The sequence below is a fragment of the Pacificoceanicola onchidii genome, assembly GCF_004804335.1.
Classification (GTDB): Bacteria; Pseudomonadota; Alphaproteobacteria; order Rhodobacterales; family Rhodobacteraceae; genus Pacificoceanicola; species Pacificoceanicola onchidii.
Genome location: NZ_SRXY01000001.1, coordinates 274,814 through 298,817, shown reverse-complemented (window position 1 = coordinate 298,817; position 24,004 = coordinate 274,814). Strand labels below are relative to the sequence as shown.

Below are 24,004 nucleotides of genomic sequence, written 5' to 3'. Positions count from 1 at the left end.
GTGCTGGGCGCAATGTCTAGCTAGCGCACCAGTTTCTGATATAAATCAAGGGGATCAGTGGTGGGATCGCCATGCCACGGCCCGTCAATAGACGCGGCTTGTGCTCTAGCCATGAGGCCCCGGATCAAGTCCGGGACGGGGTGAACTCAATGACTGCTTAAGGCCATTCCACATCGGGATCGCTCACTGCCAACGCCCGCTTCGTCCGGCATGCAAACCACGCCAGCTAGCCCGCGGAATAGCCGGTCTGGGTCAGAGATGCTTGGCATTCGGGGCAGAATTGCGCGACGTGGCCCTTTGGTCTGGTTCAGGAATTTTGAACATCGAGCCAACGATGAACGATGTTCCACAGCCTAATCCCTTTGCGAGATAAGCCCGGCGGTCAAGCGTTTCTTCAACGCTCGCAAACACTTGCCCCCCAAAGCTGGCTTCGCTATTGCTTTGGAACTGACGATTTGTGGGAGGTCATCGCGGCGCGATGCGGGTGAGAAACGGGTTAACAAAGGCGGGCGTGGCGGCTGTTCTGGCGCTGGGGCTTGCGGGCTGTCTGCCGCTTCCGGGCGCGCAGAGCGGTGCGAAAAGCGATGCTGCGCCGATAGCAGAGGCCAAGCTGGCCAGCGGTGCCATCACCGTGTCCGGGCCGGAAGGCTACTGCATTGACCCAAAGACGCTCGACACCGGCGGCAGCCGGGATTTTGCGCTGATCGCTTCCTGCATGAGCCTTTCGGACGGCGAGGTTGGCTACTTTGTCGAGCCTGTCCTGATCACGGTCACCGTTGGCCCTGCCGGTCCTGACGCGGCGCTGCCCTCGGCGCAGGGATTTGCCGCCGCCGCCGGGGCGGAGCTTCTGGACGAAGGCGACGAGCGCGGGCTGATCCTTGCCAACCTGAGCAGCGGCGGCGATGGGCCGGAAGGCGTGGCCGCGCGGCATTGGCGCGGGGCGTTCCTGCTCAAGAACCGCCTTGTTCTGCTTGCTCTTTATGCGCCCGAAGGCAGCGATTATGTCGGCGCGCGCGGCGGGCGGATGCTGGGCCGGGTGCGCGACCAGATCGTGGTCCTGAGCAGCGCGCGGGGCGATAGCGCTCCGGCGCCGGAAGCCAGCCCCGCCACAGCTGAGAAAAAACCGGGCGGATTGTTCGGACGTTTATTCAATCCGAAGGATTTGTGATAATACTGCCGCAATTCAAGCGGTGATGTGACCCCGGAACGAGGCAGAGCATGGGACAGCCAATGACCGGCGAAAAGCGCAACTTCCTGACCCGCGCGCTGCATTTGGGGGCGCTGCGGCGCTGGACCCAGATGGCCAAATCCGCGCGCGAGACGGAGCTGCCGGAACTGCGCCGCCAGCGCGGCATGGCCCGCAAGGTCAAGGCGCAGCTGGACGAGCTGATCCATGTGGCGGACGCCCGGCTGGCGCTGCCGGTGATCGGCAATCAGGCTTTCCCGCGCCCGCCGGATGCGGATTGGGCGTGGCGGCCTGAGCTGTGGTGCGGCCCGCTGCCGCGTCCGGGTCTGTCTTCTGTGAAATCGAAAAGCATGCTGGGCGATCAGGTCACGCTCTTTCACGACTGCGCCGCCTCCGAACTGACCCTGCGCCAGCTGCGCAACATGCGCGCGGCGGATCTGGCGGCCTACGGGCTGCGCATGGACGTCTTTCGCTTTGACGGATCGTATCTCAGCCTCGCGGTGGATCTGCCGGAATCGGCGCATATCGGTCTCTCGCGCCAACATCTGATCCGCGTCGATACGATTGTGGAGATGGAAAAGCGGCTGGAGATTTTCGCCCGTCTCAACATCAAACACGGGCCGAACACGGAACAGATCGTGCGCGAACTGCCGCTGCATCAGGATGAGATCCGGGTGGAGTTTGATCTGGCCTACACGAAACTGAACGAAAAGCGGATCGAGCGCATGTGGCTCGACCTGATCTTTGAAGGGCCGCAGATGAACCAGGTGGTGCTGCGCGATCTGACCTTCAGCCGCCGCAAACGGGCGGAACTGTGACCGGGGATAGGGGCCGATGAGCAATTTCGAACTGACCAAGACCCGGTTCCGCGAGGGCATCTGGGAAGGGCTGCTGACCACGCAGGTCAAGGACGCGGGCGCGCCGGATATTTCGGTGACCCTGCGCGATCAGTCTTTGCACGGGGTGACGGTGACCGAAGCGGGGGAGACCTCCTGGGTGGTGGAAATCCCGGTGCCTCTGGAGGCTTTGGGTGACGGGGTGCAGACTTTCCTGATCACCGACGCCAATACGGAGGTTCTGCTGGACAGTTTCACCCTGATTGCGGGGGAGGTCATGGGCGATGACATCCGCGCGGAGGTGGAGCTTCTGCGGGCTGAGCTTGACATGCTCAAACGCGCCTTCCGGCGGCATTGCCTGGAGACGACTTAGGGGGCGTTTGTTCTTTGCACCCCTGCGCGGAATCAAGGCCGCAGGCCGCCGCGCCATCATGCTGGAAGCATGTCTCGGACATGACGGGCCGTCCCGTCGCACCAAAGGTGCGCCGACATGCTCTCGGCACGCCTTTGGCGTGACGGCACGGCGATTGGTTTGGCGCTGGGCACCACACCAGCCTAGCGCGCCAGTGACAGGGATAAATCGAGGGGAACAGAGATCGGATCGCCATGCCAGGGCCCGTCAATGGCGCGACTTGTACTCTTCCAGGAGGTCCCGGATCAGGTCCGCGCCCGGGTGCGCGCAACGACCCCCGTCACCCCGCCCGGACTCGACTCCCCCGCCCAACCGCACTAGAACATAAGAAGAACATTCTGCCGGTTCCCTTATGCCTCACCGCCGTGTCCTTTCGCTCTGGTTCCCGCGCCTTGGCGCTGAACGCCTGATCCGGGCGGAGCCCTGGCTTGCGGATGCGCCTTTTGTCACCGTGGCCGAGGAAGGGCAGGCGCAGCTTGTCGCCGCGCTCAATAAAAAGGCCAGCGCCGCAGGGCTGTATCAGGGCCAGCCGCTGCGCGACGCCCATGCCATGTGCGCCGATCTGCTCACCCGCGCCGCCATCCCGCACCGCGAGGCGCTGTTTCTTGACGTGCTGCACCGCTGGGCCGGACGCTATTCCCCCTGGGTCCGGGCGGAGCCGCCGGATGCGCTGGTCATTGATCTGACCGGCTGCGCGCATCTCTTTGGCGGAGAGGAGGCGCTGGCGGCGCAGGTCGCGCTCGATTGCGCCGATCTTGGCCTCACCGTCCGGCTTGGCATCGCGGACACGCTCGGCGCGGCTTGGGCGCTGGCGCGTTATACCCAGCAGGACGTGGGCAACCACCGTTCCGGCGATGCCATTGATCAGGAGGCCCGCGCCACCCGCGCCCGCGCCAGCAAAGGCAAGCGGCGGCATTGGGAGCGCGGCGGCACCCCCCCCGGCGCGCCCGCGCGGGAACTGCCGGAGGGGCGCATCGCGGACATTGGCAAAAGCTGGTCCGCGATCTCGCCGCTGCCCGTCGCGGCGCTCAGGATCGACAGTTACACGCAGAACCAGCTGCACCGCCTTGGCCTGCGCACCGTGGGAGATCTGATTGGTCAGCCGCGCGCCGGGCTGGCGCGGCGCTTTGGGCGGGGCCTCGTGGATCAGCTTGATAAAGCCACCGGCAGCGCGCCCGAACCGGTCAGCCCGGCGGTGCCCCCCGAGCGGTTTTCCGTCCGGCTCTCCCTGCCGGATCCGATTGGTCTGGCCGAGGACGTGGAGGAGGCGCTGACCCGCATGGCAGAGGCGCTTTGTACGCGGCTCAAGGACAAGAGCCGCGGCGTGCGCGTCCTGCGGCTGGAGGCGCACCGGGCCGATCACACCATGCAGTGGCTGACGCTGAAACTCGCCGTCGCCGGGCACGATCCGGCCCGCATCCTGCCGCTTCTGAAGTTGAAGGTCGAAGAGATCGACGCCGGTCCCGGCATCGACATGCTGCGCATGGAGGCGGTGGTGCATGAGGTCATCCACGCCCGCACCATCGCGGGCCACGCCGAGGCCGCCGCGCGGGGCGCGGCACGGCAGGCAGGGGGGATCGGCCCGGCGCGGGAGGATCTGCTCAACCGGCTGTCCGCACGCATCGGCATGGAAGCCATCACCCGCCGCCATCCCGGCGACAGCCACATCCCGGAAAAGGGTGCGCAGGTGGTCATGGCGGCCTGGACCGAGCCCGCCGAGGATTGGCCGGATGTGGGTGTGCCGCGCCCACTGATGCTCTGGCGGCCCGAACCTGTGCACGCGCCGGACAAGCCCCGTCTGGGGGCGGATTTCCGTTGGCGCGGGCGGGTGTACCGGGTTGCGGGCACGCGCGGGCCGGAGCGCATCCTGCCCGAATGGTGGCTCGAAGACCCCGAATGGCGCTCGGGCCCCCGCGATTACTGGGCGGTGGACACCGAAGACGGCGCGCGGCTCTGGCTGTTCTACGCCCACGGCGGCGCGCTGTCGTCTGGCTGGTTCTGTCAGGGGGAGTTTGCGTGAAACGGGGCCGCTCTTCGTACGAAGAGCGGCCCCGCGTGGCGACGCGCGTCAGCGCGGCGCAAAACCTCAGGTCAACAGGCCCCGGATCAGGTCCGGGGCGGGGTCAGTTCTGGGTCACAGATCAATCCGGAACCGCGCAAACCCGTCCGCGCCATCCCCGGCTTCCTGGATCTTCACGCCTTTGACATCCGATGCGAAATCCTTCGCCTTCGGTCCGGTGTCAAACAGCACGGAGGTGCCATCCATCGGCGCAAACCCCCAGTTGGCGTCGGCCTTGGGATCAATCGTGCCTTGCTCGACGATATAGCGCACGATCACGTCCCGGTTGGTGTCGGGCGCTTCGAAGATGATCGTATCGCCCGTGCCGGGGAAATTGCCGCCGCCCGAAGCGCGATAGTTGTTCGTGGCAATGACAAACTCGGCATCCATATCCAGCGGCGCGCCGTTGAAGGTCAGGTTCAAAATGCGGCTCGCATCCGGGTTCTCCAGTTCCCCCTTCGGGCCGAACTTCGACGGCTGCGACAGGTCGATCTCGTAAGACACCCCGTCGATCACGTCAAAGTTGTAGGACGGGAAGGAGGGGTTGAGCAGAACCTGATCAGTCTCACCAGGGGTGATCTGGTTGAACATGCCCGCAGAGCGTTCGAGCCAGTCCTTCACCTGCGCGCCCGTCACCTTCACCGCGCGGGCGGTGTTGGGGTACAAATAGAGGTCCGCCACGTTCTTGATCGCCACGTCGCCCACCGGCACATCGGTGTAATACTCCGGTCCGCCCCGGCCCCCGGCCTTGAACGGCGCAGCCGCAGAGAGCACCGGCAGCCCGGCGTATTCGGAGCCTGCAAGCATCTGTTCGATATACCATTTCTGCGCAATCGAGACGATCTGCACCGACGGATCATCCGCCACCAGCGCGAAATAGCTGTGCAGCGGCGCGGCCGTCTTGCCCACGGCCCGGCGCACATAGGCCAGCGTCTCGTCATGCTCCTGTTGCACCGAGGCCAACACCGCCTCGTCACTCTCGACCAGCGCCGTAACCGACCGGTCCTCGTTGCGCTTGGAGATCGGGCGTGTCGCGCTTTCTGTTGTCACCACACGCCAGCCGCCGCCATCGCGCTCCAGCATCAGGTCAATCACGCCAAGGTGCGAGCCCCAGAAACCGCCCATCACCGCCGGTTTGCCGTGGATCAGGCCTTTGTCTGCGTCAACACCGGCGTACTCCGCATAGGTTGCCGAGGGGAAGACAAGGTGGCTGTGACCGGTGACCAGCGCGTCAATCCCGTCAACCGCCGCCAACGGCACCGAGGCGTTTTCCATGCCATCCGCATGATCCGCCGAGCCAATCCCGGAGTGCGACAGGGCCAGGATGATATCCGCCCCGGCTTCGCGCATCTCCGGCACATAGGCCTTTGCGGTCTCGACGATGTCACGCGCCTCGACATTGCCCTCCAGATGCTTGCGATCCCAGTTCATCACCTGCGGCGGGGTAAAGCCGATGATGCCGACCTTGATCGGATGCGTCTCGCCGGAGCCGGTGGTCAGTTCGCGCTCCAAAATCACATACGGCTTGAACAGCGTCTCATCTTCGCGCGGGTTCGCGCCCTTGGTCTTGGCAACGTTGGCCAGAACAATCGGGAACTCTGCCCCGGCGGCGGATTTCATCAGGAACTCGATGCCATAGTTGAACTCATGGTTGCCGACGGTCGCCGCATCAAAACCAACCGCGTTCATCGCCGCAATCACCGGGTGCATGTCCCCCTCTTTCATGCCGCGCTCATAGGCGATGTAATCGCCCATCGGGTTGCCTTGAAGGAAGTCGCCATTGTCCACCAAAAGCGTGTTGGTCGCCTCGGCCCGGATCTCGTTGATATGCGCCGCCGTCCGCGCAAGGCCAACCGTGTCCACCGGGCGGTCGCCATAATAATCATACGGAAAAACATGCACATGCAGGTCCGTGGTCTCCATGATGCGCAAATGCGCCTGCGCGCCCTGGGCCTGGGCCGAGAAAGGATGCAGCGCCACGAGGCTGGCAGAACCCGCGATGAAAGCGCGGCGGCTGGGTCTGAAGAGGGTCATGGAGAAATCCTTTCAAGCGAAGTGTGAGTCCCTGAACGAGCAGTAAGGCACCAGTGTAACACGGATGCAATAAAATCCCGCGGGCACCGACCACACGGCTTTGTGAAGCGCGCCGCGCAGAGGCACGCCCCCGGTTTCTTTGGGCCCAAAATACCTCGGGGAGTCGCCGAAGGCGGCGGGGCAGCGCCCCGAAAAACCTCAGCCTTTGCGCGCCACCACAAAATGGCTGGGCAGGCTGGCGGGGTAGTCGCCGGTCTCAAGGATCTCGAAACCCGCGTCCCGGATCAGCGCTTCCAGCGCGTCGGTTCGGAAAAAACCGATATCCGGCGGGGCTTTGCCGATCCAGCGCAGTCCGGCGATCAGCGGGCGCAGCCAGCGTTTGTGCCCAAGACACGGCGTTTTGGAGATCAAAAGCCCACCCTCGGGCAGCGCCGCAAACACCGCGCGCAAAAGCCCCGGCAGGTCCGGGATCAGGTGCAGAAGGTTGAAGGCCAGAACCACATCCGCGCCGCCGTCCAGCGCTGCGGACGCATCGGCCTGAAGGAAGCTCAGCCCCTCCGGCGCCTGTTTGGCGGCAGCGATGCGGATCATCTCGCCGGAGACATCCGTGCCGGTGTAGCTGGCCACGCAGTCCGCCAACCGCAGCGCCGTGGAGCCGGTGCCGCAGCCCAGTTCCACCGCCCGCATTTGCGGCTCCAGCCAGTGGCGGCAGCGCTCCAGCGTCGCTTCCCAGAATTCCGGTTTGCTCAACGGGCGCGCGGCGTAGCGCTCCGCGATGCCATCCCAAAAATCCGCCTGTGCCATGCGTGTCTCCCATGTGCTCGGCGCAGTCTATCCCAGCGGCCCGGGGATCAACACTGCCGAAAAACGCAAGCGGCCCATGCATCGCTGCATGGGCCGCTCCCTGTTCAGATCCCTCAGAGGATCAGAGCTCGGGGTAGATCGGGAAGCGGGCGCAGAGCGCTGCAACCTCGGCTTTCACCTTGGCTTCGACCTCGGCATTGCCTTCTTCGCCGTTTGCCGCGAGCCCGTCGACCACTTCGATGATCCAGTCCGCGATCTGGCGGAACTCTTCCTCGCCAAAGCCGCGGGTGGTGCCTGCGGGCGATCCAAGGCGGATGCCGGAGGTGATCGTCGGCTTTTCGGGGTCAAACGGCACGCCGTTCTTGTTGCAGGTGATATGGGCGCGCCCGAGGGCCTTTTCGGTGGCGTTGCCCTTCACGCCCTTGGGGCGCAGGTCAACCAGCACCACATGGGTGTCGGTGCCGTGGGTCACGGTGTCCAGACCGCCCTTGATCAGCTGATCCGAGAGCGCCTGGGCGTTCTTGATCACCTGTTGCTGGTAGGTTTTGAACTCCGGGCGCAGCGCTTCGCCAAAGGCCACGGCCTTGGCCGCGATCACGTGCATCAGCGGGCCGCCCTGGATGCCGGGGAAGATCGCGGAGTTGATCTTCTTGGCGATGGCCTCGTCGTTGGTGAGGATCATGCCGCCGCGCGGGCCGCGCAGGGTCTTGTGCGTGGTGGTGGTGGCCACATGCGCGTGCGGGAAGGGGGAGGGGTGCTCACCGGCGGCCACAAGACCGGCAAAATGCGCCATGTCCACGTGCAGGTATGCGCCGACCATATCGGCGATCTCGCGCATGCGGGCAAAGTCGATCTGGCGCGGGATGGCGGAACCGCCAGCGATGATCAGCTTCGGCTGGTGTTCCTTGGCGAGCGCTTCGACCTGGTCATAGTCGAGCATGTTGTCCTGCTGGCGCACGCCGTATTGCACCGCGTTGAACCACTTGCCGGACTGGTTCGGGCGGGCACCGTGGGTCAGGTGGCCACCCGCATCAAGGCTCATGCCGAGGATGGTGTCGCCGGGCTGGATCAGCGCGGTAAAGACACCCTGGTTGGCCTGGGAGCCGGAGTTCGGCTGCACGTTGGCAAAACCGCAGTCAAAGAGCTCCTTGGCGCGCTCGATGGCGAGGTTCTCGGCCACGTCGACATAATCACAGCCACCGTAGTAGCGACGCCCCGGATAGCCTTCGGCGTATTTGTTGGTCATCACGGAGCCCTGGGCTTCCATGACCGCACGGCTGACGATGTTTTCGGAGGCGATCAGTTCGATCTCGTCGCGCTGGCGGCCAAGCTCGCCGGTGATCGAACCGAACAGCTCGGGGTCACGGGAAGACAGACTTTCGGTAAAGAAACCGTTGTCGCGGATGGATGCGTTCATCGTCCTTGCTCCTTTGGAGAATCCGGGAATTTGACGCTCATGTAACGGAAACAAGAATGGGCGCAAAGGCTCTAAACCGACGCAGCAGATTTATCTTACGCCATCACTGGCGCTGGACGGGGCTTTGTGGTTGTTTTGGCTTCAATCGGAGCACACAGGAAACCTCATGTCACTCAGGATCGCCTTTTGCGCCTCGCGGGCGGATATCGCGCAATCGGCGCTGGCCGGGCTGACCCGGCGCTATGGCGATCATGCCGAGGAGGGCGCGGATGTGATCGTGGCGCTGGGCGGCGACGGCTTCATGTTGCAGACCCTGCACCGCACCGAAGAGAACCCCGCGCCGGTTTATGGCATGAACCGCGGCACGGTCGGCTTTTTGATGAACGAGTATTCCGAGCACGGTCTGGTCGAGCGGCTGGAGGCGGCGGAAGAGGCGGTTCTGAACCCGCTGACCATGCGGGTGATCTGCACCTCCGGCAAGGAACGCCGGGGGCTTGCGATCAACGAGGTTTCGCTGCTGCGTGCGGGCCCGCAGGCGGCCAAGCTGCGGATTTCCGTCGATGGCAAGGTGCGTCTGGCCGAGCTGGTCTGCGACGGCGCGCTGGTCGCCACACCTGCCGGTTCGACCGCGTACAATTACAGCGCCCACGGGCCGATCCTGCCGATTGGCGCGGATGTGCTGGCCCTGACGGCGGTGGCCCCGTTCCGCCCGCGCCGCTGGCGCGGCGCGCTGCTGCCCAAGGGGGCAGAGGTGAGTTTCGAGGTGCTGGAGGCGGACAAGCGCCCGGTCATGGCCGAGGCGGACAGCAACGCGGTGCGCGACGTGGCGCAGGTGCACATCCGCTCCGAGCCGAGCATCGCGCACAGGGTGCTGTTTGACCCCGGTCACGGGCTGGAAGAACGGCTCATTCGCGAGCAGTTTGTCTAACGGATGAAGCGCCCGCGTGCTGCGCGGCAAGCGGGCACTCCCAAGACGCCGGGATCAGGGCACACGGGCGACCCAGTAGGCCGACAAGGGCACGGCCAGTATGAGCAGGGCCAGCAGGACAAACGCCGTCACCAGCGAAGAGATGTCCGAGACGAACCCGATCATCGCCGGTCCAAGCAGGATGCCCGCGTAGCCGGTGGTGGTGACTGCGGCAATGGCGATGCCCGGTGGCATGATCGATTGCCGGCCTGCGGCGCTGAACAGGACAGGCACAAGGTTTGCCGCGCCGAGCCCGATCAGCACAAATCCGAACAGGGCGATCGGGACAAAGGAGGCCAGCAGCACGGTCAGTATCCCCGCCATCGTGGCCAATCCGCCGAAGACCAGCGTGGCGAACCCGCCGATCCTTGCAACAAGGCGGTCTCCGGTGAGACGGGCGATGAGCATCGCAACAGAGAACAGGATGTAGCCGACACCCGCGTTTTCGGCGGTGGCAAGGTCCCTGTCGATGATCAGCAGGGCGCCCCAGTCCAGCACGGCCCCTTCGACCAGAAAGGTGATCCCGGCAAGCACCGCCAGCAGCAGAACGATGCCGCGTGGAATTGCGAAGGGTTCAGGCTCTTTGCCGGAAACGCTCAGAAACCCTGACCGCGCCGCCAGCATGGCGACCAGCGCCGTGGCAGCGCCAAGGGCTGCGCAGACCGCCACGGGCACGGCAAAGGACAAAAGCACGGTGATCAACCCGGCTCCAAAGAAGCCTCCGATGCTCCAATGGGCGTGGAAGTTCGACATCAGGGGCCGCTTTTCGATGCCTTCGACCTCGGCCCCATGGACGTTCATGGCCACATCAATTGTCCCAAGCGCCGCCCCAAAGACAAAGAGCCCGGCGCCGAGGGCCCAGGGCGATCCGGCCAGCGCCAGAAGCGGCAGCATGACAATCAGCCCGTACCCGCCCAAGAGGATCAACGGGCGCGCGCCGCGCCGCGCGGCCATCACGCCGGTCAGGGGCATTGCGAGGATCGACCCCAGCCCGAGGCAGAGCAGCAAGATGCCAAACTCTGCCTTGTCCGCCGCGACATTCGATTTGAAGAAAGGGAACAAGGGCGCGCAACAGGCCATTGCAAACCCGGCAGCAAAGAAGGCCAGCCGCGTCGCGAGGCGCGCTTTTGCCGTGGCTGCGTGGTCCTGTGCGCGCAGGGCGGCTGCGGAGGGTCCGCGATCTGTTGTTGATGTCATGGGTTCAGGACCAGTCTTGTAGAGCAAGGGCGCAAAGCGCGGGCGGTGTCCGGGCTTGCGTCGGACACGATTGCGTCGATCTCGGACAGGGGCAGCGTGCGATGGCGGGCGCGCCGTCCGATCTTGGCGCTTTGCGTGACGATGATCGTGCGCCCGGCGGCCTTGTGCATGGCGCGTTTCATCTGGGCTTCGTCAGGGTCGTCGGTGCTCAGGCCGAAATCCCGATCGAGTCCACAAGCGCCCAGAACAGCTACATCCGCCGAGACCCCGGCGGTGCGATCCAATGCCAGCTCTCCGGTTGCGATCCCGCCTTGGGCGCGCAGCGATCCACCGAGCAGGAAGACATCGATCCCGGCGTTCTGACAGGCAACGGCGACCCAGGGCGAGGGCGTGATCACCAGCCGTCCGTCCTGAGCGGGCAGGTTTTCGACAACGGCCAGCACGGTGCGCCCTCCGTCCACGATCAGGGTCTGCGCATCGCCGATTTCTGCGAGCGCCGCTGTGATCAGGCTTGGACAGATCGGGGTTTCCGCCGCGAGGCGCGCAGGAAGAGGAGCCGCAGGCGTGGCAATGGGCACCGCCCCGCCGCGCACACGCTGCGCCTTGCCCTCTGCCTCAAGCGCTAGGATGTCGCGGCGCACCGTGTCAATCGAAACGCCGTATTCATTGGCCACATCCACCGCCACGATCTGATGGCCGTTGCGCAAACGTGCGGCAAGCTCCGCTTGTCTTGTGTCTGGAATGTTGAGGGGCATGCAAATTCCTGCAAAAAGCTGCAAGAACTTGCATAGAGCGATCTTCTGAACCGGTCAACAGGGATTTCTGATGGGGCAGACCGACGAGGCGGCCCCTGCGTTTGGCCCGCCTCGCAGGCGGTCTGCCCGCAGCTGACCTCAGGCCATCGCACGTTCCTTGCGCGTGATCCGAGGCTTATACGCCCCCATCAGCATTTCGATGATCAGGGGAAGGACGTTGGACATGCCCACCAACTGCTCCCGCCCTTCCAAAGACAGGAACGCTTCGCTCAACGCGCCTGCCGGAACCGAAGCCTCGGCCAGATCCAGAAGCTCCGGCATCATCGGGACGAGAAACACAAAGGCATTGACCGTCAGGAACGCCGTGCAGGCCAGCTTGATCCGCATCCACCACGCACGCTCGCCATAAGCGGACCAGAGGATCAGATCCGTTACGATCTTCAGGCCAAGTCCGGGCAGAATGAGGATATAGGCGCTTTGCAGTTTGTAGATGTAAACCGTGATCGTCGTCTCGGGACTGCTGTGCGCAAAGAGCGCGCCGATCACGATATGGGACAGGATACCGCCCACGTACATAATTGTCGCGAGTTCATGGATGAATCCGATTGTCCGTTTCATGCCAACCGTCCTACTTTCTGATGTTCATGCGTTTGTAGACGAGGAAGGCCGCCGGGATCGAAAGCACTTGGCCGATCAAAAACGCGTAGAGAAAGTTCATTCCGGTCGCCATGTCCTGCGTCAGGATGACCACGAACAGGGCGAAGGTGATCATCACCGAAATGACCGCCTGAATGATGACGAATATCCAGATGTTCATGGGTTTTTCCCCTTAGCTGCGGCTGGAGACAGCGACATAGAAAATGACGATCAGGCAGGTCTGCACGATCAGGCTCGCGACGGCGCCCATCAGAAAGCCAAGGCTGTAGAACTCACTCAGGCTGAAGGCATAGGCGATGCCGGCTGCGATCACGGCGGCGATGGCAAGGCGCACCGGCAAGGAGAAGGCCATGGGCGATTTGCCGTCCGCCCCTTCAAAGCTGGCGGCGCTGCCAGCCACGCCCTGGCGGATCAGCGAGGCCAGTGGGACGGGCAGCCACCCGGCCAGGAAGATGCCCCAGAAGTCGGTGAGACCCATGGCACTGAGGATGGCACCCCAGAGGCCGCCCGCGACAAGACCGACCCCGAGGACGGCCAGCAGGACAGTTGTGATGTTGAATGGTGCGTCTTTCATGGTGTTCTCCCTATGGGCCGATCAGGCCGCTTTTGCTGGCCAGATGACCGGCTTGCACATCGCGGCGAAGGCGAGCCCGTCAGCGATTGTGCGAATGATTTGATAAAGGCCCCAGCGGTGAAGCAGGTCCGGGGCCTGGCTTGCGAGGTTTGGATCCGTGGCCTCGATGAAGGCGAGGTTGATGGGCATCAGCAGAAACATCGTGACCGGCAAGCTCACGAGCAGCAGGGCGATGGCGATCAGCCAGAACCGGTCTTTCGAGAGAAAGAACAGGATAGCGCAGGCCACCAGCGCGATGTTGGACACGATGATCTGGCTCATGCCAATCTTCAGGATAAGGCCTTGAAACATCGGCAAGAAGGCTTCGAAAGGGGCCGCGGACCAAGCCGGATGCGCGAGGAACAGAAGGTAGTAGGCGGTTCCAAAGGTGACCGCCCCACCAAGCAGGGCGATCAGTTGCAGGACAGGTTCGAACCGTTTCATGACATGTCACCGGAATTCGAAGGCTTCGGTGTGGATGCTCTTGCGGCTGACGCCTTCTTTTTTGAGGTCCTTCATCAGGCCGTCGATCATCGGCTTGGGCCCGCACATGAAGTACTCGTAGGTGCCAAGGGGATCGGGCAGGTTTTCCTTCATCTTGTCGACGCGCGCGAAGTTGCCTTCTTCGGAGAAGAGCGGGATGAGTGTGACATTGCCCAGCTCCGCCGCGCGGGCCTTCAGCTCGTCGAGGAAAATCGCATCCTGTTCCTCGCGCGCGGCATAGACGAGGTGGATGTGCCGGTCGTCGCCGGGCTGCATTGCGCGCAGCTTCGACAGGAAAGGTGTCAGACCGATGCCGCCGGCCAGCCAGATCTGTTTGCGGCCCGCCGCCCGTGCCGCATCGAAACGCCCATAGGGGCCGCGCACCATGACTTCCCCGCCCGGCTGCAGCTCTTCACGCACCTTGCGGGTCCAATCCCCAAGGACTTTCATGGTGAAGCGCAAGCGATCCTCACCCGGCGCGCTTGAGATCGTGAACGGATGGGGTTCTGACCAGCCCTTGCCCTGCACCTCGACAAAGGCGAACTGGCCGGGCTTGAAGTCGATCATGTCGCCCACGGGCTTCAGAACGACTTCCGTGGCCCGCTCCAGCGCGTTTACGGCTTCGATGGTGAACGGCACCGCGGTGCGCCGGTTCATCCCGAACAGCGAGTAGACCAGCGCGACCATGCCGATCGCCGCCGCGATGATCAGCAGAACACCGGAGGCGCTGAACCGTTCAAAGAAAATGGCGGGGGCGGTCATGAAATGGCCGATGACCAGAACATAGACAAGGGCCATGACCTTATGAGTGGGGCGCCAGCGCGAGTAGCGGATTTTCCGGTTCAGCGCGACGAAGAGCCCGATGACCAGAAAGATCAGCCCCAGCATTCCCAAAGGCGCCGACGGCACCAGCGCGTTTGCAACCGGATCCATGCCCTCGGGCAAGTCCTTCGGCACGCCAAAGAAATGAACCAGCGCGAAGACGGCCGCGAAGGTGCCTGCCACGCGGTGCACCTGATACATGCGATCCAGCCCGCCGAAGAGCTCTTCGAACAGGTCCAGCCGCGTGGACAGGACGACAGAGGCCGTCATCAGCAGAAATGCAATGCCGCCCAGCATCGTGGTCCCCGTCGTACGCGGCCCATGCGCGTCCGGCGGAAAACCCAGATGCAGGATTATGAAAAGCGCCAGCACTGCGGCAATGGCGAGAAGTCCCTGTTGGCGAAGCATGGGGCAGGCCCTCCTTTGGCTACGGTTACTCTGCGGGGGGTGGGTTGATGGCGGCGCGCGCCGCGACATTGACGGAGAAGCCGAGCAGGAACTCTTTTTCGGTCAACACGGCGTCGTCGTTCGCGTCGGCGCGGGCAAAATCTGCCAGAAGGGACCGGCGGTGTTCCGTGCGGGTGATCTGATTGTCACCGTCACGATCCCAAAAGGCGAAAACCACGCGCAACGCGGTCTCATATGCCTCGGCCCGGCCTGCCTTTTCGGCCACCTGATCCAGGCCAAAGTCCCAGGACAGGAACTCGTCCAGGGACAGTTTGTCGTTTTCGTCGAAGTCCATCGAGACAAAGACGTCGCTGCCGAAGTTCGTGAACTCGCCCTGGTCGATGTAGCCGCGCTCCGCGTTGTCCACCGACCGGAAAGCCAGTTTGGCAAGGTCGCGCCCTTCGCTGGATTGCGCCAAAGCGCCAACCGGGGCCGCCAGCGCGGCGATCAGTAGAGCCGGGATGAATGATGTCCGCATGAGTATGTCCTCCCTTGGAGTTTGAGTGCCGCCAGGCGCGACTCGCCCGGCTTGACTTGCATACGCATAACTTGTAATTGCAACTATTGTAAACACAAATATGCAATTGCAACACTTGCAACGAACAAGTCACGGAGTTATGGCATTGAGCAGGAGGCACTACGTCATGACCCAAGTCCCTGAATCAGATGGGATCCGAGAAAACAGTTTCGGATTTCTGATTCAGACGCTGGCGCGGCGTATCGATGCTGACATGAAGGAACGCCTGAAGGCCCATGGCGTCGATTTGAAGATCTTTTCCAACCTGATGTTCCTGTCCGGCAAGGATGGCGTGACGCAGCGGGAGATCGGGAACAGCCTCAACTTTCCGGACTACTACACCAGCAGAAACGTGGATGCGCTCATCAAGGCAGGCTTTGCGGAACGGCGGCCTGACCCGAACAGTCGCCGCACCACGCTGATCTTTCTGACAGACAAGGGGCGCAAGAAAGCCGCCGAACTCCCGCAGGCCATCCGGGCGTCAAACGAGAAGTCGCTGGCCGGTCTGAGTGCAGACGAGCGCACGCAGGTGATGCATCTTTTGCAAAAAGCGGCGGGACTGGGGTGAGATCATCCCCGCTGGGCGAGGCGATCCCCTGAATGGGCGAGGCTCCAGAGCGTAGAAGGCCGCGCTATTGCGCCAACCCTTCCAGCGCCTCTACATCGGTCAGGATCAGCGTCGCATCCACCCGGCGCAGGATGCCCTTGGTCTCCCAGGCGCGGATATTGCGGTTGACGGTCTCGCGGGTCAGCCCGGTCATGTCGCCGAGGTCCGATTGCGAGAAACTCTCGGTCATGCGGATGCTGCCATCCGTCTCCTCGCGACCCCAATCGCGGAACAGCTGACACAGAAGCCGCGCCAGCCGGGTCGGCCCGTCCGTCTGCGCCTGCGAGGCCAGCCGCGCGTTGGTCTTGCGCAGCCGCTCACACAGCGTCTGGATCACCAGAAGCGCCGCTTCGGGGCGCATCTGCAAAAAGGTCTGCACCTGCACGCGGGTCAGCAAAAGGCCGGTGACATGGCCCGCCGCTTCGGCATCGGCGCTGCGCGGGCGGCCATCCAGTGCCGCCATTTCACCCACCACATCGCCGGGGCCAAGCTGGGCCAGAATGGACCGGCGGCCATCCACCGAAGTCAGGCTGATCTCCACCCGGCCGGTTTCAATCAGCAGCATAGAATCATCGTCGCCGCCCTCTGCGCAGATCTGCGCATGGGCCGGGTAATGCACCGGGCGCGCGATGCCGCGGAGTGCTGCTGCGTCCTGTGATTGCAGGGCTTCGAACAGGATGCTCGCCTGTGCCTGTTCGTGATGGCCGAAGGGTGGGGTCATGGAATCCGATGCCTAAAATGCCTGTCATTAAACAGCGTACTCTGTGATGCACGTCACATACATACACCGGATTTTCCAGCTTAGTAAGGGGGTTACCGGTTGTCGGGCTGGCATGGGAATTTTCGCTGTGCCCTTTGCGCCATTTCAACCGGTGGCGGAGTGGTATGCAGCGCGGCGCGTTTTTTTGACGTGTTGCGAAAGTTGACCTGTCGATTTGTGCGTAGAGTGGCGCGCAGGTCCGTAATTGGTTTTCTGGATTGGGTACCAGGTCACACACTCCGGCCTCGTCCGGCGGGATCACCGTCCCCATGTCTCTGGTGGCCCCGCCTGACACGGCTCCCAATTGGATTTGGGGACGGGAACGGCGCATCCTTTACCGGGTGCGCCGTTCTTCTCTTTCGGGTCCTGCCCCCAAGGCTCAAAGCAAAAGGCCCGGCGCAGGGGCCGGGCCTTTCAATTCGTGTGACTGCGGGATCAGCCCTTGGCGTAGCCGAGGCCCTGCAGCGCAACCTTGATCTCGTCGAGGATGGCCGGATCGTCGATGGTCGCAGGCATCTTGAACTCTTCGCTGTCCGCGATCTTGACCATGGTGGCGCGCAGGATCTTGCCCGAGCGGGTCTTGGGCAGGCGATCCACAACGCAGGCCAGCTTGAAGGCGGCAACCGGGCCGATCTTCTCACGGATCAGCTTGACGCTTTCCTTGACGATGTCCTCATGCGGGCGGTTTGTCCCGGCGTTCAGGCAGAGGAAGCCCATCGGCATCTGGCCCTTGAGGCTGTCGGTCACGCCGATCACGGCACATTCGGCCACGTCCGGGTGGCTGGCCAGAACCTCTTCCATGGCGCCGGTCGACAGGCGGTGGCCCGCGACGTTGATCACGTCATCGGTGCGCGCCATGATCGAGACATAGCCGTCCTCGTCCATGATGCCCGCATCGCCGGTCTCGTAGTAGCCGGGGAAGGTGTTGAGGTAGCTCTTCTTGAAGCGCTCCTCGGCATTCCACAGCGTCGGCAGCGTGCCCGGGGGCAGCGGCAGCTTGATGGCGATGGCGCCAAGTGTATTCGCCGGAACAGGGTGACCTTCGTCATCGAGGATGGTCACCTCGTAGCCCGGCATGGGCACGGTGGGCGAGCCCAGTTTCGTCGGCAGTTCCTCGATCCCGATCGGGTTCGCGGCGATGGCCCAGCCGGTTTCGGTCTGCCACCAGTGGTCCACCACTGGCACTTTCAGTTGATCCTGCGCCCAGACGATGGTGTCGGGGTCGGCGCGCTCACCGGCCAGGTAGACTTGCCCCAGGCACGACAGATCGTATTTCTTGACGAACTCGCCCTTGGGGTCTTCGCGTTTCACGGCGCGGAAGGCGGTGGGGGCGGTGAAGAAGCTCTTGACCTTATGCTCCGAAATCACCCGCCAGAAGGTGCCCGCATCCGGCGTGCCCACGGGCTTGCCCTCGAAGACAATCGTGGTGTTGCCGCCAATCAGCGGGCCGTAGCAGATGTAGGAGTGGCCCACGACCCAGCCCACGTCCGAGGCCGCCCAGAACACGTCGCCCGGCTCCACGTTGTAGAGGTTCTTCATGGTCCAGTTCAGCGCCACAAGCTGGCCTGCCGTGTGGCGGATCACGCCTTTGGGCTGGCCGGTGGTGCCGGAGGTGTAGAGGATATAGGCCGGGTGGTTGCCCTCGACCGGCACACAATCCGCCGGCTCAACGCCGTACTGGAAGCCGTGCCAGTTGAAATCGCGGCCTTCGATGAGTTCAGCCACTTCCTGCTCGCGCTGGAAGATCACGCAGAAGTCGGGCTTGTGCTCGGAAAGCTCAATCGCGCCGTCCAGCAGCGGCTTGTAGTGCACCACGCGGCCCGGCTCTAACCCGCAGGACGCGGCGATGATCGCCTTGGGCTTGGCGTCGTCAATGCGCACCGCCAGCTCGTTCGCCGCAAAGCCGCCGAACACCACGGAGTGCACCGCGCCAAGGCGGGCACAGGCCAGCATGGCCTCCAGCGCTTCGGGGATCATCGGCATGTAGATGATGACACGGTCGCCTTTCTCCACGCCCTTGGCGCGCAGCGCACCGGCGAGATTGGCCACGCGGTTGCGCAGCTCCACATAGGAAATCTCGCGCTTGGTGTGGGTGATGGGGCTGTCATAGATGATCGCGGTCTGCTCGCCCCGGCCGTTCTCGACATGGCGGTCAACGGCGTTCCAGCAGGTGTTCACCTTTGCGTCGGCGAACCATTCGTACATGTTGTCGCCGCGATCAAAGAGCGCCTTTTGCGGAGCCTCGTCCCAATCGATGGCCTTGGCGGCCTCCATCCAGAACCCTTCTGGATCGGCTTTCCAGCCTTCATAGACCTCTTGATACCCCATGGTCGTCCTCCTCTAAATCGGTTGGGCACAGGCTTAGGGTGCGCTATGCGGTTCGGGCAAGCCTGTTGGCGCATAACAGGACAGATTACCGCAGGAAGTTTGCGAATTTTCGCCAAATAGGGTTGCGAAATTTTGCAAAGTCCTTTGAAATTTGCTGTGAATACAGGGTAAGAAAACGTCTTTGCAAAGTTGCAAAGTTTGCGGCTGCAAATCACCTGTGATTCATCTGCCCCGCCTTTGCAGGGAATCGGACTGAGGCGTTGCGGCGGGGCAGGGCCTGCTTGCGCTCATACCCCGCAAGAAAAACCCCGGAGGCCAGCGGCACCCGGGATCAAGCAGTTTGATCCCAATAAGGGGACAATCCGTTGGAGCCGGGACGAAATGCCTTGCAAGGCATTTGCAAAAGCCTTGGAAGGCTTTTGGCCCGCCCCGGACCGGGGGTTAGCCGTAGTGGTCCACCGGCGTGCCTGCGATGGCCGCCATGTTCAGCAGGCCGCGTGCGGTGATGCCCGGCGTGACCACGTGGGCGCGGTTACCCATGCCCATCAGGATCGGCCCAACCTCCAGCCCGCCCGCTTTCATCTTGAGGATGTTGCGCGTGGCCGAAGCCGCGTCCGCGTGGCCGAAGATCAGCACGTTGGCAGGCCCTTCCAGGCGGCCGCCGGGCAACAGGCGGTCGCGCAGTTCCGGGTCCAGGGCGGCGTCGACGTTCATCTCGCCTTCGTACTGGAAGTCCGTGCGCATTTCGTCCAGCAGGGCCATGGCCTCGCGAATGCGTTTGCCGGAGCCTTCGGTCTGGTTGCCGAACTGCGATTGCGAGCAGAAGGCGATGCGCGGCTCCACCCCGAACCGGCGGGCGTGGCGCGCCGCGCCAATCGCCGTCTCGGCCAGTTGTTCCGGCGTCGGCAGCGACCAGACATGGGTGTCGGCGATGAACAGCGGCCCGTCTTCGAGGATCATCATCGACAGCGCGCCGTTCGGGCGGTGCCGCTCGGAGCCGAGCATCTGCGTGATGTAGTTCAAGTGCCAACGGAACTCGCCGAAGGTGCCGCAGATCAGGCTGTCGGCCTCGCCGCGGTGCACCATGACCGCGCCAATCGCGGTGGTGTTGGTGCGCATGATCGCGCGGGCCAGATCCGGCGTCACGCCGCGCCGCGCCATCAGTTCGTGATAGCTGCCCCAGTAATCGCGGTACCGCGGGTCATTCTCCGGGTTGACGATCTGCAGGCCTTTCTCGGGCGAGATGTTCAGCCCCATACGCTCGCAACGGCGGCCAATCACGTCCGGGCGGCCAATGAGGATCGGCTGTTCGGTGGTCTCTTCGAGGATCGCCTGCGCGGCACGCAGCACCCGTTCGTCCTCACCCTCGGCAAAGACGATCTTGCGGCTGGCGGTCTGCGCGGCCTGAAAGACCGGGCGCATGAGCAGGGCGGATTTGTAGACGCTGGCGTCGAGTTTCTGTTTGTAGGCGTTGAGATCCGCGAGCGGGCGCTTGGCCACGCCGGTCTTCATCGCGGCCTGCGCCACGGCGGTCGAGACAACGCCGGAGAGGCGCGGATCAAACGGTTTGGGGATCAGGTACTCCGCACCGAAGGTCAGCTGCTCGCCGCTGTAGGCGGCGGCGGCTTCGGCGCTGGTGGTGGCGCGTGCGAGGGCGGCGATGCCTTCGACACAGGCCACCTGCATGGCGTCGTTGATCTCGGTCGCGCCCACGTCCAGAGCGCCGCGGAAGATGAAGGGGAAGCACAGGACGTTGTTGACCTGATTGGGAAAATCGCTGCGGCCTGTGGCGATGATCGCATCGGGTGCAACCTCGCGGGCGAGGTCCGGCATGATTTCCGGCGTCGGGTTGGCAAGGGCAAAAACGATGGGTCGCTTGGCCATCTTCGCCACGTTTTCCGGCTTCAGGACACCGGGGCCGGAGAGGCCGAGGAAGAGGTCCGCGCCTTCGATCACGTCATCGAGCGTGCGCTTGTCCGAGGCCTGGGCAAAGGCGGCTTTCTGAGGGTTCATGTCCTCGGTCCGGCCTTCATAGACCAGCCCGTGAATGTCGCACAGCCAGACGTTTTCGCGCTTCACGCCGAGTTTCAGCAGCATGTTGAGGCAGGCAATCCCCGCCGCGCCGCCGCCCGTCGAGACAACCTTGATGTCGCCCCAATCCTTGCCCGCCACGTGCAGCGCGTTGGTCGCCGCCGCGCCGACAACGATGGCCGTTCCGTGCTGATCGTCGTGGAAGACGGGGATGTTCATGCGCTCGCGGCACAATTGTTCAACGATAAAGCAATCTGGTGCCTTGATGTCTTCAAGGTTGATCGCACCGAAGGTCGGTTCAAGCGCGCAGACAATGTCTGCCAGCTTTTCGGGATCAGATTCGTTCACCTCGATGTCAAAGCAATCGATGTTGGCGAACTTCTTGAACAGGACCGCCTTGCCTTCCATCACCGGCTTCGAAGCCAGCGCCCCGATGTTGCCAAGCCCCAGCACCGCAGAGCCGTTGGAGACCACCGCCACAAGGTTGCCCTTGGCGGTGTAACGTGCTGCATTCTCGTCGTTTTCCTTGATTTCAAGGCAGGCTTCGGCGACGCCGGGAGAGTAGGCGCGGGAGAGGTCACGACCATTGGCGAGCGGCTTGGTGGCGCGGATCTCAAGCTTCCCCGGCTTGGGGTGCTCGTGGTAGAAAAGGGCTGCTTGCCGCAGGGTTTCCTTGGCCGTCTCGTCCATGCTGTGTCCTCCCGAAATGCACTTTGTTTAGTGCTAAACCATTTTTTGGCCGCTTTGACTAGCTGCGTCTGGCGCATAGCAGCATCCCGCCTGCGTCCACCATGGTGTAACACGAAACATCCGCGTTGGAAGAAAACGCGCCTGACCCTGCTCGGGTTTTTCTAAAAGAAACCGGCTTCGTTCAGACCAGAGGCGTCCAGACCCCGTTGGCCGCCGACGAGGCGATGCTGGCCGAGATGAAGCGCATACCGTCGAGCCCGTCGTCGATCCCCGGCACATGATGCCCCACGGGCAGGGCGGTGCCGTCCCGGACGTGGCGCACCAGCGCCGCCGCTTCGGAGTAGAGCGTGGCAAAACCTTCCAGATACCCCTCGGGATGGCCCCCCGGCGTGCGCGTCACCCGCAATCCGGCGTCCGTCGCGCCCGCACCACCGCGTGTCAGAATTTGCTTGGGCTCGCCCAGCGGGGTGAAGGTCATCACGTTCGGGTTTTCCTGCGCCCATGCGATGCCGCCTTTGGTCCCGTGCACGCGCAGGCTCAGGGCGTTCTCATTTCCCACGGCCACCTGCGAAGCCCAGAGCATGCCCTTTGCCCCGCCTGCAAAGCGCAGCATGACGTGCACGTTGTCGTCCACCCGCCGCCCCGGCACAAAGGCATCAAGATCGGCGGCGACGCTTTCGGTTTTCAGGCCCGTGACAAAGGACGCCAGATTGAAGGCATGGGTGCCAATGTCGCCAATGCAGCCGCCCGCGCCGGAACGCGCCGGATCGGTGCGCCAGTCGGCCTGTTTGTTGTCCGGGTCCGGCGCTTCGGTCAGCCAATCCTGCACGTATTCCACATGCACCACGCGAATGTCGCCGAGATCGCCGCGCTGGACCATCTCCCGCGCCTGCCGGATCAGCGGGTAGCCGGTGTAGTTATGCGTCAGGATAAAGAGCTTGCCGGTCTCGCGCTGCGCCTTGGCGATGGCGTCCGCCTGTTCGCGCGTCGCGGCCAAAGGTTTGTCGCAGATCACGTGGATGCCTGCGCGCAGGAAAGCCACGGCGGGGGCGGCGTGCATGTGGTTGGGGGTGACAATCGCCGCCGCGTCGATGCCATCGGCGCGGGCGGCCTCGGCCTGTGCCATGTCCTCAAAGGAAGTGTAGGCGCGCGCGTCCGCGATCCCCAGTTCTGCCGCCGAGGCCTTGGCGCGCGCCGGATCGGAGGACAGCGCCCCGGCGACCAGCTCCCATTCGCCGTCCAGCCGCGCCGCAATGCGGTGCACGCCGCCGATAAAGGCGCCCTGACCGCCGCCCACCATGCCCAGTTTCAACGGTTTCATCATGCGGTCCCCAGCATGGCGCGGATCGCGCCCATGTCGGTCTCGCCTCCGGCGAAATCGTCAAAGGCCTTGTCCGTCACTTCGATGATGTGATTGGCAATGAAGGGCGCGCTCTCCGCCGCGCCCTGTTCCGGCGATTTCAGGCAGCATTCCCATTCCAGCACCGCCCAGCTGTCATAGCCGTATTGCGCCAGCTTCGAGAAGATGCCCGAGAAATCCACCTGTCCGTCGCCTAGGGACCGGAAGCGCCCGGCGCGGTTGACCCAAGACTGATAGCCCGAGTAGACGCCTTGTCGGCCATCGGGATTGAACTCTGCGTCCTTGACGTGAAAGGCGCAGATGCGGTCGTGGTAGAGATCAATGAAGGCGAGGTAGTCCATGGCCTGAAGCAGGAAGTGCGAAGGGTCGTAGTTGATCCGGCAGCGCGTGTGCTCGTTGCAGGCGGAGAGGAACATCTCCCATGTGGCGCCGTCAAAGACGTCCTCGCCGGGGTGGATTTCGAACCCGATGTCCACACCCTGTTCTTCGTAGGCGTCAAAGATCGGCAGCCAGCGGCGGGACAGTTCGGCAAACGCTTCCTCGATCAGCCCTTCGGGGCGCTGCGGCCAGGGGTAGAGATAGGGGAAGGCGAGCGAGCCGGTGAAGCTCACGGTGGTATCCAGACCCAGCCGCCGCGCGGCCACGGCGGCTTTCTTCATCTGGTCCACGGCCCAGGCCTGACGCGCGGCGGGATTGCCGTGCACAGAGGCCGGGGCAAAGGCGTCAAAGGCATGGTCATAAGCCGGGTTCACCGCCACAAGCTGGCCTTGCAGGTGGGTCGACAGTTCGGTGATCTCGACCCCGGCATCGGCACAGATGCCCTTGACCTCATCGCAATAGGCCGCGCTCTCCGCCGCCTTGTCCAGATCAAACAGGCGGCTGTCGAATGTCGGGATCTGCACGCCTTTGTAGCCCAACCCGGCGGCCCATTTCGTGATGTTTTCCAACGTGTTGAAAGGCGCTTCATCACCTGCAAACTGCGCGAGGAAAAGCGCCGGTCCCTTGATTGATCCAGCCATGGC

At 63.6% G+C, this 24,004-nt stretch carries 22 protein-coding genes; 6 read left to right on the top strand and 16 right to left on the bottom strand.

All coding sequences use genetic code 11. From position 1 onward, the window contains the following. Window positions 1-511 precede the first annotated feature (511 nt). The 4 genes from E4662_RS01425 (at window position 512) to E4662_RS01410 (ending at window position 4,454) form a co-directional block, all read left to right on the top strand. Complete coding sequence (locus tag E4662_RS01425; protein ID WP_206080243.1) at window positions 512-1,168, top strand: dihydroxy-acid dehydratase; 657 nt, start codon at window positions 512-514, stop codon at window positions 1,166-1,168. Between the two features lie 50 nt (window positions 1,169-1,218). Next, window positions 1,219-2,004: a DUF6478 family protein gene (locus E4662_RS01420; protein ID WP_240705083.1), complete on the top strand. Its 786-nt coding sequence runs from the start codon at window positions 1,219-1,221 to the stop codon at window positions 2,002-2,004. A 16-nt stretch (window positions 2,005-2,020) separates the two neighbouring features. Continuing rightward, on the top strand, window positions 2,021-2,395 hold the full coding sequence (locus E4662_RS01415; RefSeq protein ID WP_136439462.1) for a hypothetical protein: 375 nt from the start codon (window positions 2,021-2,023) through the stop codon (window positions 2,393-2,395). Window positions 2,396-2,786: 391 nt separating this feature from the next. Next, complete coding sequence (locus tag E4662_RS01410) at window positions 2,787-4,454, top strand: Y-family DNA polymerase (RefSeq protein ID WP_136439461.1); 1,668 nt, start codon at window positions 2,787-2,789, stop codon at window positions 4,452-4,454. Window positions 4,455-4,568: 114 nt separating this feature from the next. On the opposite strand, the gene E4662_RS01405 is transcribed toward E4662_RS01410, so the two are convergent. The 3 genes from E4662_RS01405 to glyA all read right to left on the bottom strand — a co-directional run bounded on the left by E4662_RS01405 (window position 4,569) and on the right by glyA (window position 8,748). Continuing rightward, window positions 4,569-6,527, bottom strand: coding sequence for a bifunctional 2',3'-cyclic-nucleotide 2'-phosphodiesterase/3'-nucleotidase (locus tag E4662_RS01405; protein WP_136439460.1), 1,959 nt, complete (start codon window positions 6,525-6,527; stop codon window positions 4,569-4,571). 198 nt (window positions 6,528-6,725) lie between these two features. Next, the gene (locus E4662_RS01400) at window positions 6,726-7,331 is read right to left on the bottom strand and encodes a class I SAM-dependent methyltransferase (RefSeq protein ID WP_136439459.1); all 606 of its coding nucleotides are present in this window, start codon (window positions 7,329-7,331) and stop codon (window positions 6,726-6,728) included. Window positions 7,332-7,452: 121 nt separating this feature from the next. Further along, the gene (glyA, locus tag E4662_RS01395) at window positions 7,453-8,748 is read right to left on the bottom strand and encodes a serine hydroxymethyltransferase (RefSeq protein ID WP_136439458.1); all 1,296 of its coding nucleotides are present in this window, start codon (window positions 8,746-8,748) and stop codon (window positions 7,453-7,455) included. 166 nt (window positions 8,749-8,914) lie between these two features. On the opposite strand from glyA, the gene E4662_RS01390 reads away from it, so the two are divergent. After that, complete coding sequence (locus tag E4662_RS01390) at window positions 8,915-9,676, top strand: NAD kinase (protein WP_136439457.1); 762 nt, start codon at window positions 8,915-8,917, stop codon at window positions 9,674-9,676. A 54-nt stretch (window positions 9,677-9,730) separates the two neighbouring features. Here E4662_RS01390 and E4662_RS01385 read toward each other — a convergent pair whose 3' ends face one another. From E4662_RS01385 to E4662_RS01350, 8 genes are all read right to left on the bottom strand, one after another. Then, the gene (locus E4662_RS01385; protein ID WP_136439456.1) at window positions 9,731-10,912 is read right to left on the bottom strand and encodes an MFS transporter; all 1,182 of its coding nucleotides are present in this window, start codon (window positions 10,910-10,912) and stop codon (window positions 9,731-9,733) included. Beyond that, window positions 10,909-11,667 carry a DeoR/GlpR family DNA-binding transcription regulator gene (locus E4662_RS01380; protein WP_136439455.1) on the bottom strand — a complete coding sequence of 253 codons (759 nt, stop codon included), beginning with the start codon at window positions 11,665-11,667 and terminating at the stop codon, window positions 10,909-10,911. The genes E4662_RS01385 and E4662_RS01380 overlap by 4 nt, the downstream gene beginning before the upstream one ends. Before the next feature lie 138 nt (window positions 11,668-11,805). Further along, a complete protein-coding gene (locus E4662_RS01375; RefSeq protein WP_136439454.1) occupies window positions 11,806-12,285 on the bottom strand; it encodes an enoyl-CoA hydratase in 480 nt (159 codons plus the stop codon). A gap of 10 nt (window positions 12,286-12,295) precedes the next feature. Next, on the bottom strand, window positions 12,296-12,484 hold the full coding sequence (locus tag E4662_RS01370) for a hypothetical protein (protein WP_136439453.1): 189 nt from the start codon (window positions 12,482-12,484) through the stop codon (window positions 12,296-12,298). Window positions 12,485-12,496: 12 nt separating this feature from the next. Further along, window positions 12,497-12,898, bottom strand: a complete 402-nt coding sequence (locus E4662_RS01365) for a hypothetical protein (protein WP_136439452.1) — start codon at window positions 12,896-12,898, stop codon at window positions 12,497-12,499. A 21-nt stretch (window positions 12,899-12,919) separates the two neighbouring features. Beyond that, complete coding sequence (locus E4662_RS01360; RefSeq protein WP_136439451.1) at window positions 12,920-13,381, bottom strand: anthrone oxygenase family protein; 462 nt, start codon at window positions 13,379-13,381, stop codon at window positions 12,920-12,922. A gap of 6 nt (window positions 13,382-13,387) precedes the next feature. Continuing rightward, window positions 13,388-14,650 (bottom strand): ferredoxin reductase family protein, encoded by a 1,263-nt coding sequence (locus tag E4662_RS01355; RefSeq protein WP_168797861.1) that lies wholly within the window; start codon window positions 14,648-14,650, stop codon window positions 13,388-13,390. A gap of 25 nt (window positions 14,651-14,675) precedes the next feature. Continuing rightward, the gene (locus E4662_RS01350) at window positions 14,676-15,167 is read right to left on the bottom strand and encodes an EF-hand domain-containing protein (protein WP_136439449.1); all 492 of its coding nucleotides are present in this window, start codon (window positions 15,165-15,167) and stop codon (window positions 14,676-14,678) included. 166 nt (window positions 15,168-15,333) lie between these two features. Between E4662_RS01350 and E4662_RS01345 the strand changes: the two genes are divergently transcribed. Beyond that, window positions 15,334-15,774 (top strand): MarR family winged helix-turn-helix transcriptional regulator, encoded by a 441-nt coding sequence (locus tag E4662_RS01345; protein ID WP_168797860.1) that lies wholly within the window; start codon window positions 15,334-15,336, stop codon window positions 15,772-15,774. Window positions 15,775-15,838: 64 nt separating this feature from the next. Here E4662_RS01345 and E4662_RS01340 read toward each other — a convergent pair whose 3' ends face one another. The 5 genes from E4662_RS01340 to E4662_RS01320 form a co-directional block, all read right to left on the bottom strand. Next, window positions 15,839-16,534: a Crp/Fnr family transcriptional regulator gene (locus tag E4662_RS01340; RefSeq protein ID WP_136439447.1), complete on the bottom strand. Its 696-nt coding sequence runs from the start codon at window positions 16,532-16,534 to the stop codon at window positions 15,839-15,841. 474 nt (window positions 16,535-17,008) lie between these two features. Further along, window positions 17,009-18,901 (bottom strand): propionate-CoA ligase PrpE, encoded by a 1,893-nt coding sequence (prpE, locus tag E4662_RS01335; protein ID WP_136439446.1) that lies wholly within the window; start codon window positions 18,899-18,901, stop codon window positions 17,009-17,011. A 441-nt stretch (window positions 18,902-19,342) separates the two neighbouring features. Continuing rightward, window positions 19,343-21,622 carry an NADP-dependent malic enzyme gene (locus tag E4662_RS01330; RefSeq protein WP_136439445.1) on the bottom strand — a complete coding sequence of 760 codons (2,280 nt, stop codon included), beginning with the start codon at window positions 21,620-21,622 and terminating at the stop codon, window positions 19,343-19,345. A gap of 181 nt (window positions 21,623-21,803) precedes the next feature. Next, the gene (locus tag E4662_RS01325; RefSeq protein ID WP_240705120.1) at window positions 21,804-22,943 is read right to left on the bottom strand and encodes a Gfo/Idh/MocA family protein; all 1,140 of its coding nucleotides are present in this window, start codon (window positions 22,941-22,943) and stop codon (window positions 21,804-21,806) included. After that, window positions 22,943-24,001: a sugar phosphate isomerase/epimerase family protein gene (locus E4662_RS01320; protein WP_136439443.1), complete on the bottom strand. Its 1,059-nt coding sequence runs from the start codon at window positions 23,999-24,001 to the stop codon at window positions 22,943-22,945. The genes E4662_RS01325 and E4662_RS01320 overlap by 1 nt, the downstream gene beginning before the upstream one ends. Between the last annotated feature and the right edge of the window lie 3 nt (window positions 24,002-24,004).

Excerpts from the sequence above, each read along its gene's own strand:
- E4662_RS01420 (WP_240705083.1), top strand. The coding sequence starts at position 1,219 with ATGGGACAGCCAATGACCGGCGAAAAGCGCAACTTCCTGACCCGCGCG.
- E4662_RS01415 (WP_136439462.1), top strand. The coding sequence starts at position 2,021 with ATGAGCAATTTCGAACTGACCAAGACCCGGTTCCGCGAGGGCATCTGG.
- E4662_RS01410 (WP_136439461.1), top strand. The coding sequence starts at position 2,787 with ATGCCTCACCGCCGTGTCCTTTCGCTCTGGTTCCCGCGCCTTGGCGCT.
- E4662_RS01405 (WP_136439460.1), bottom strand. The coding sequence starts at position 6,527 with ATGACCCTCTTCAGACCCAGCCGCCGCGCTTTCATCGCGGGTTCTGCC.
- E4662_RS01400 (WP_136439459.1), bottom strand. The coding sequence starts at position 7,331 with ATGGCACAGGCGGATTTTTGGGATGGCATCGCGGAGCGCTACGCCGCG.
- glyA (WP_136439458.1), bottom strand. The coding sequence starts at position 8,748 with ATGAACGCATCCATCCGCGACAACGGTTTCTTTACCGAAAGTCTGTCT.
- E4662_RS01390 (WP_136439457.1), top strand. The coding sequence starts at position 8,915 with ATGTCACTCAGGATCGCCTTTTGCGCCTCGCGGGCGGATATCGCGCAA.
- E4662_RS01385 (WP_136439456.1), bottom strand. The coding sequence starts at position 10,912 with ATGACATCAACAACAGATCGCGGACCCTCCGCAGCCGCCCTGCGCGCA.
- E4662_RS01380 (WP_136439455.1), bottom strand. The coding sequence starts at position 11,667 with ATGCCCCTCAACATTCCAGACACAAGACAAGCGGAGCTTGCCGCACGT.
- E4662_RS01375 (WP_136439454.1), bottom strand. The coding sequence starts at position 12,285 with ATGAAACGGACAATCGGATTCATCCATGAACTCGCGACAATTATGTAC.
- E4662_RS01370 (WP_136439453.1), bottom strand. The coding sequence starts at position 12,484 with ATGAACATCTGGATATTCGTCATCATTCAGGCGGTCATTTCGGTGATG.
- E4662_RS01365 (WP_136439452.1), bottom strand. The coding sequence starts at position 12,898 with ATGAAAGACGCACCATTCAACATCACAACTGTCCTGCTGGCCGTCCTC.
- E4662_RS01360 (WP_136439451.1), bottom strand. The coding sequence starts at position 13,381 with ATGAAACGGTTCGAACCTGTCCTGCAACTGATCGCCCTGCTTGGTGGG.
- E4662_RS01355 (WP_168797861.1), bottom strand. The coding sequence starts at position 14,650 with ATGCTTCGCCAACAGGGACTTCTCGCCATTGCCGCAGTGCTGGCGCTT.
- E4662_RS01350 (WP_136439449.1), bottom strand. The coding sequence starts at position 15,167 with ATGCGGACATCATTCATCCCGGCTCTACTGATCGCCGCGCTGGCGGCC.
- E4662_RS01345 (WP_168797860.1), top strand. The coding sequence starts at position 15,334 with ATGACCCAAGTCCCTGAATCAGATGGGATCCGAGAAAACAGTTTCGGA.
- E4662_RS01340 (WP_136439447.1), bottom strand. The coding sequence starts at position 16,534 with ATGACCCCACCCTTCGGCCATCACGAACAGGCACAGGCGAGCATCCTG.
- prpE (WP_136439446.1), bottom strand. The coding sequence starts at position 18,901 with ATGGGGTATCAAGAGGTCTATGAAGGCTGGAAAGCCGATCCAGAAGGG.
- E4662_RS01330 (WP_136439445.1), bottom strand. The coding sequence starts at position 21,622 with ATGGACGAGACGGCCAAGGAAACCCTGCGGCAAGCAGCCCTTTTCTAC.
- E4662_RS01325 (WP_240705120.1), bottom strand. The coding sequence starts at position 22,943 with ATGAAACCGTTGAAACTGGGCATGGTGGGCGGCGGTCAGGGCGCCTTT.
- E4662_RS01320 (WP_136439443.1), bottom strand. The coding sequence starts at position 24,001 with ATGGCTGGATCAATCAAGGGACCGGCGCTTTTCCTCGCGCAGTTTGCA.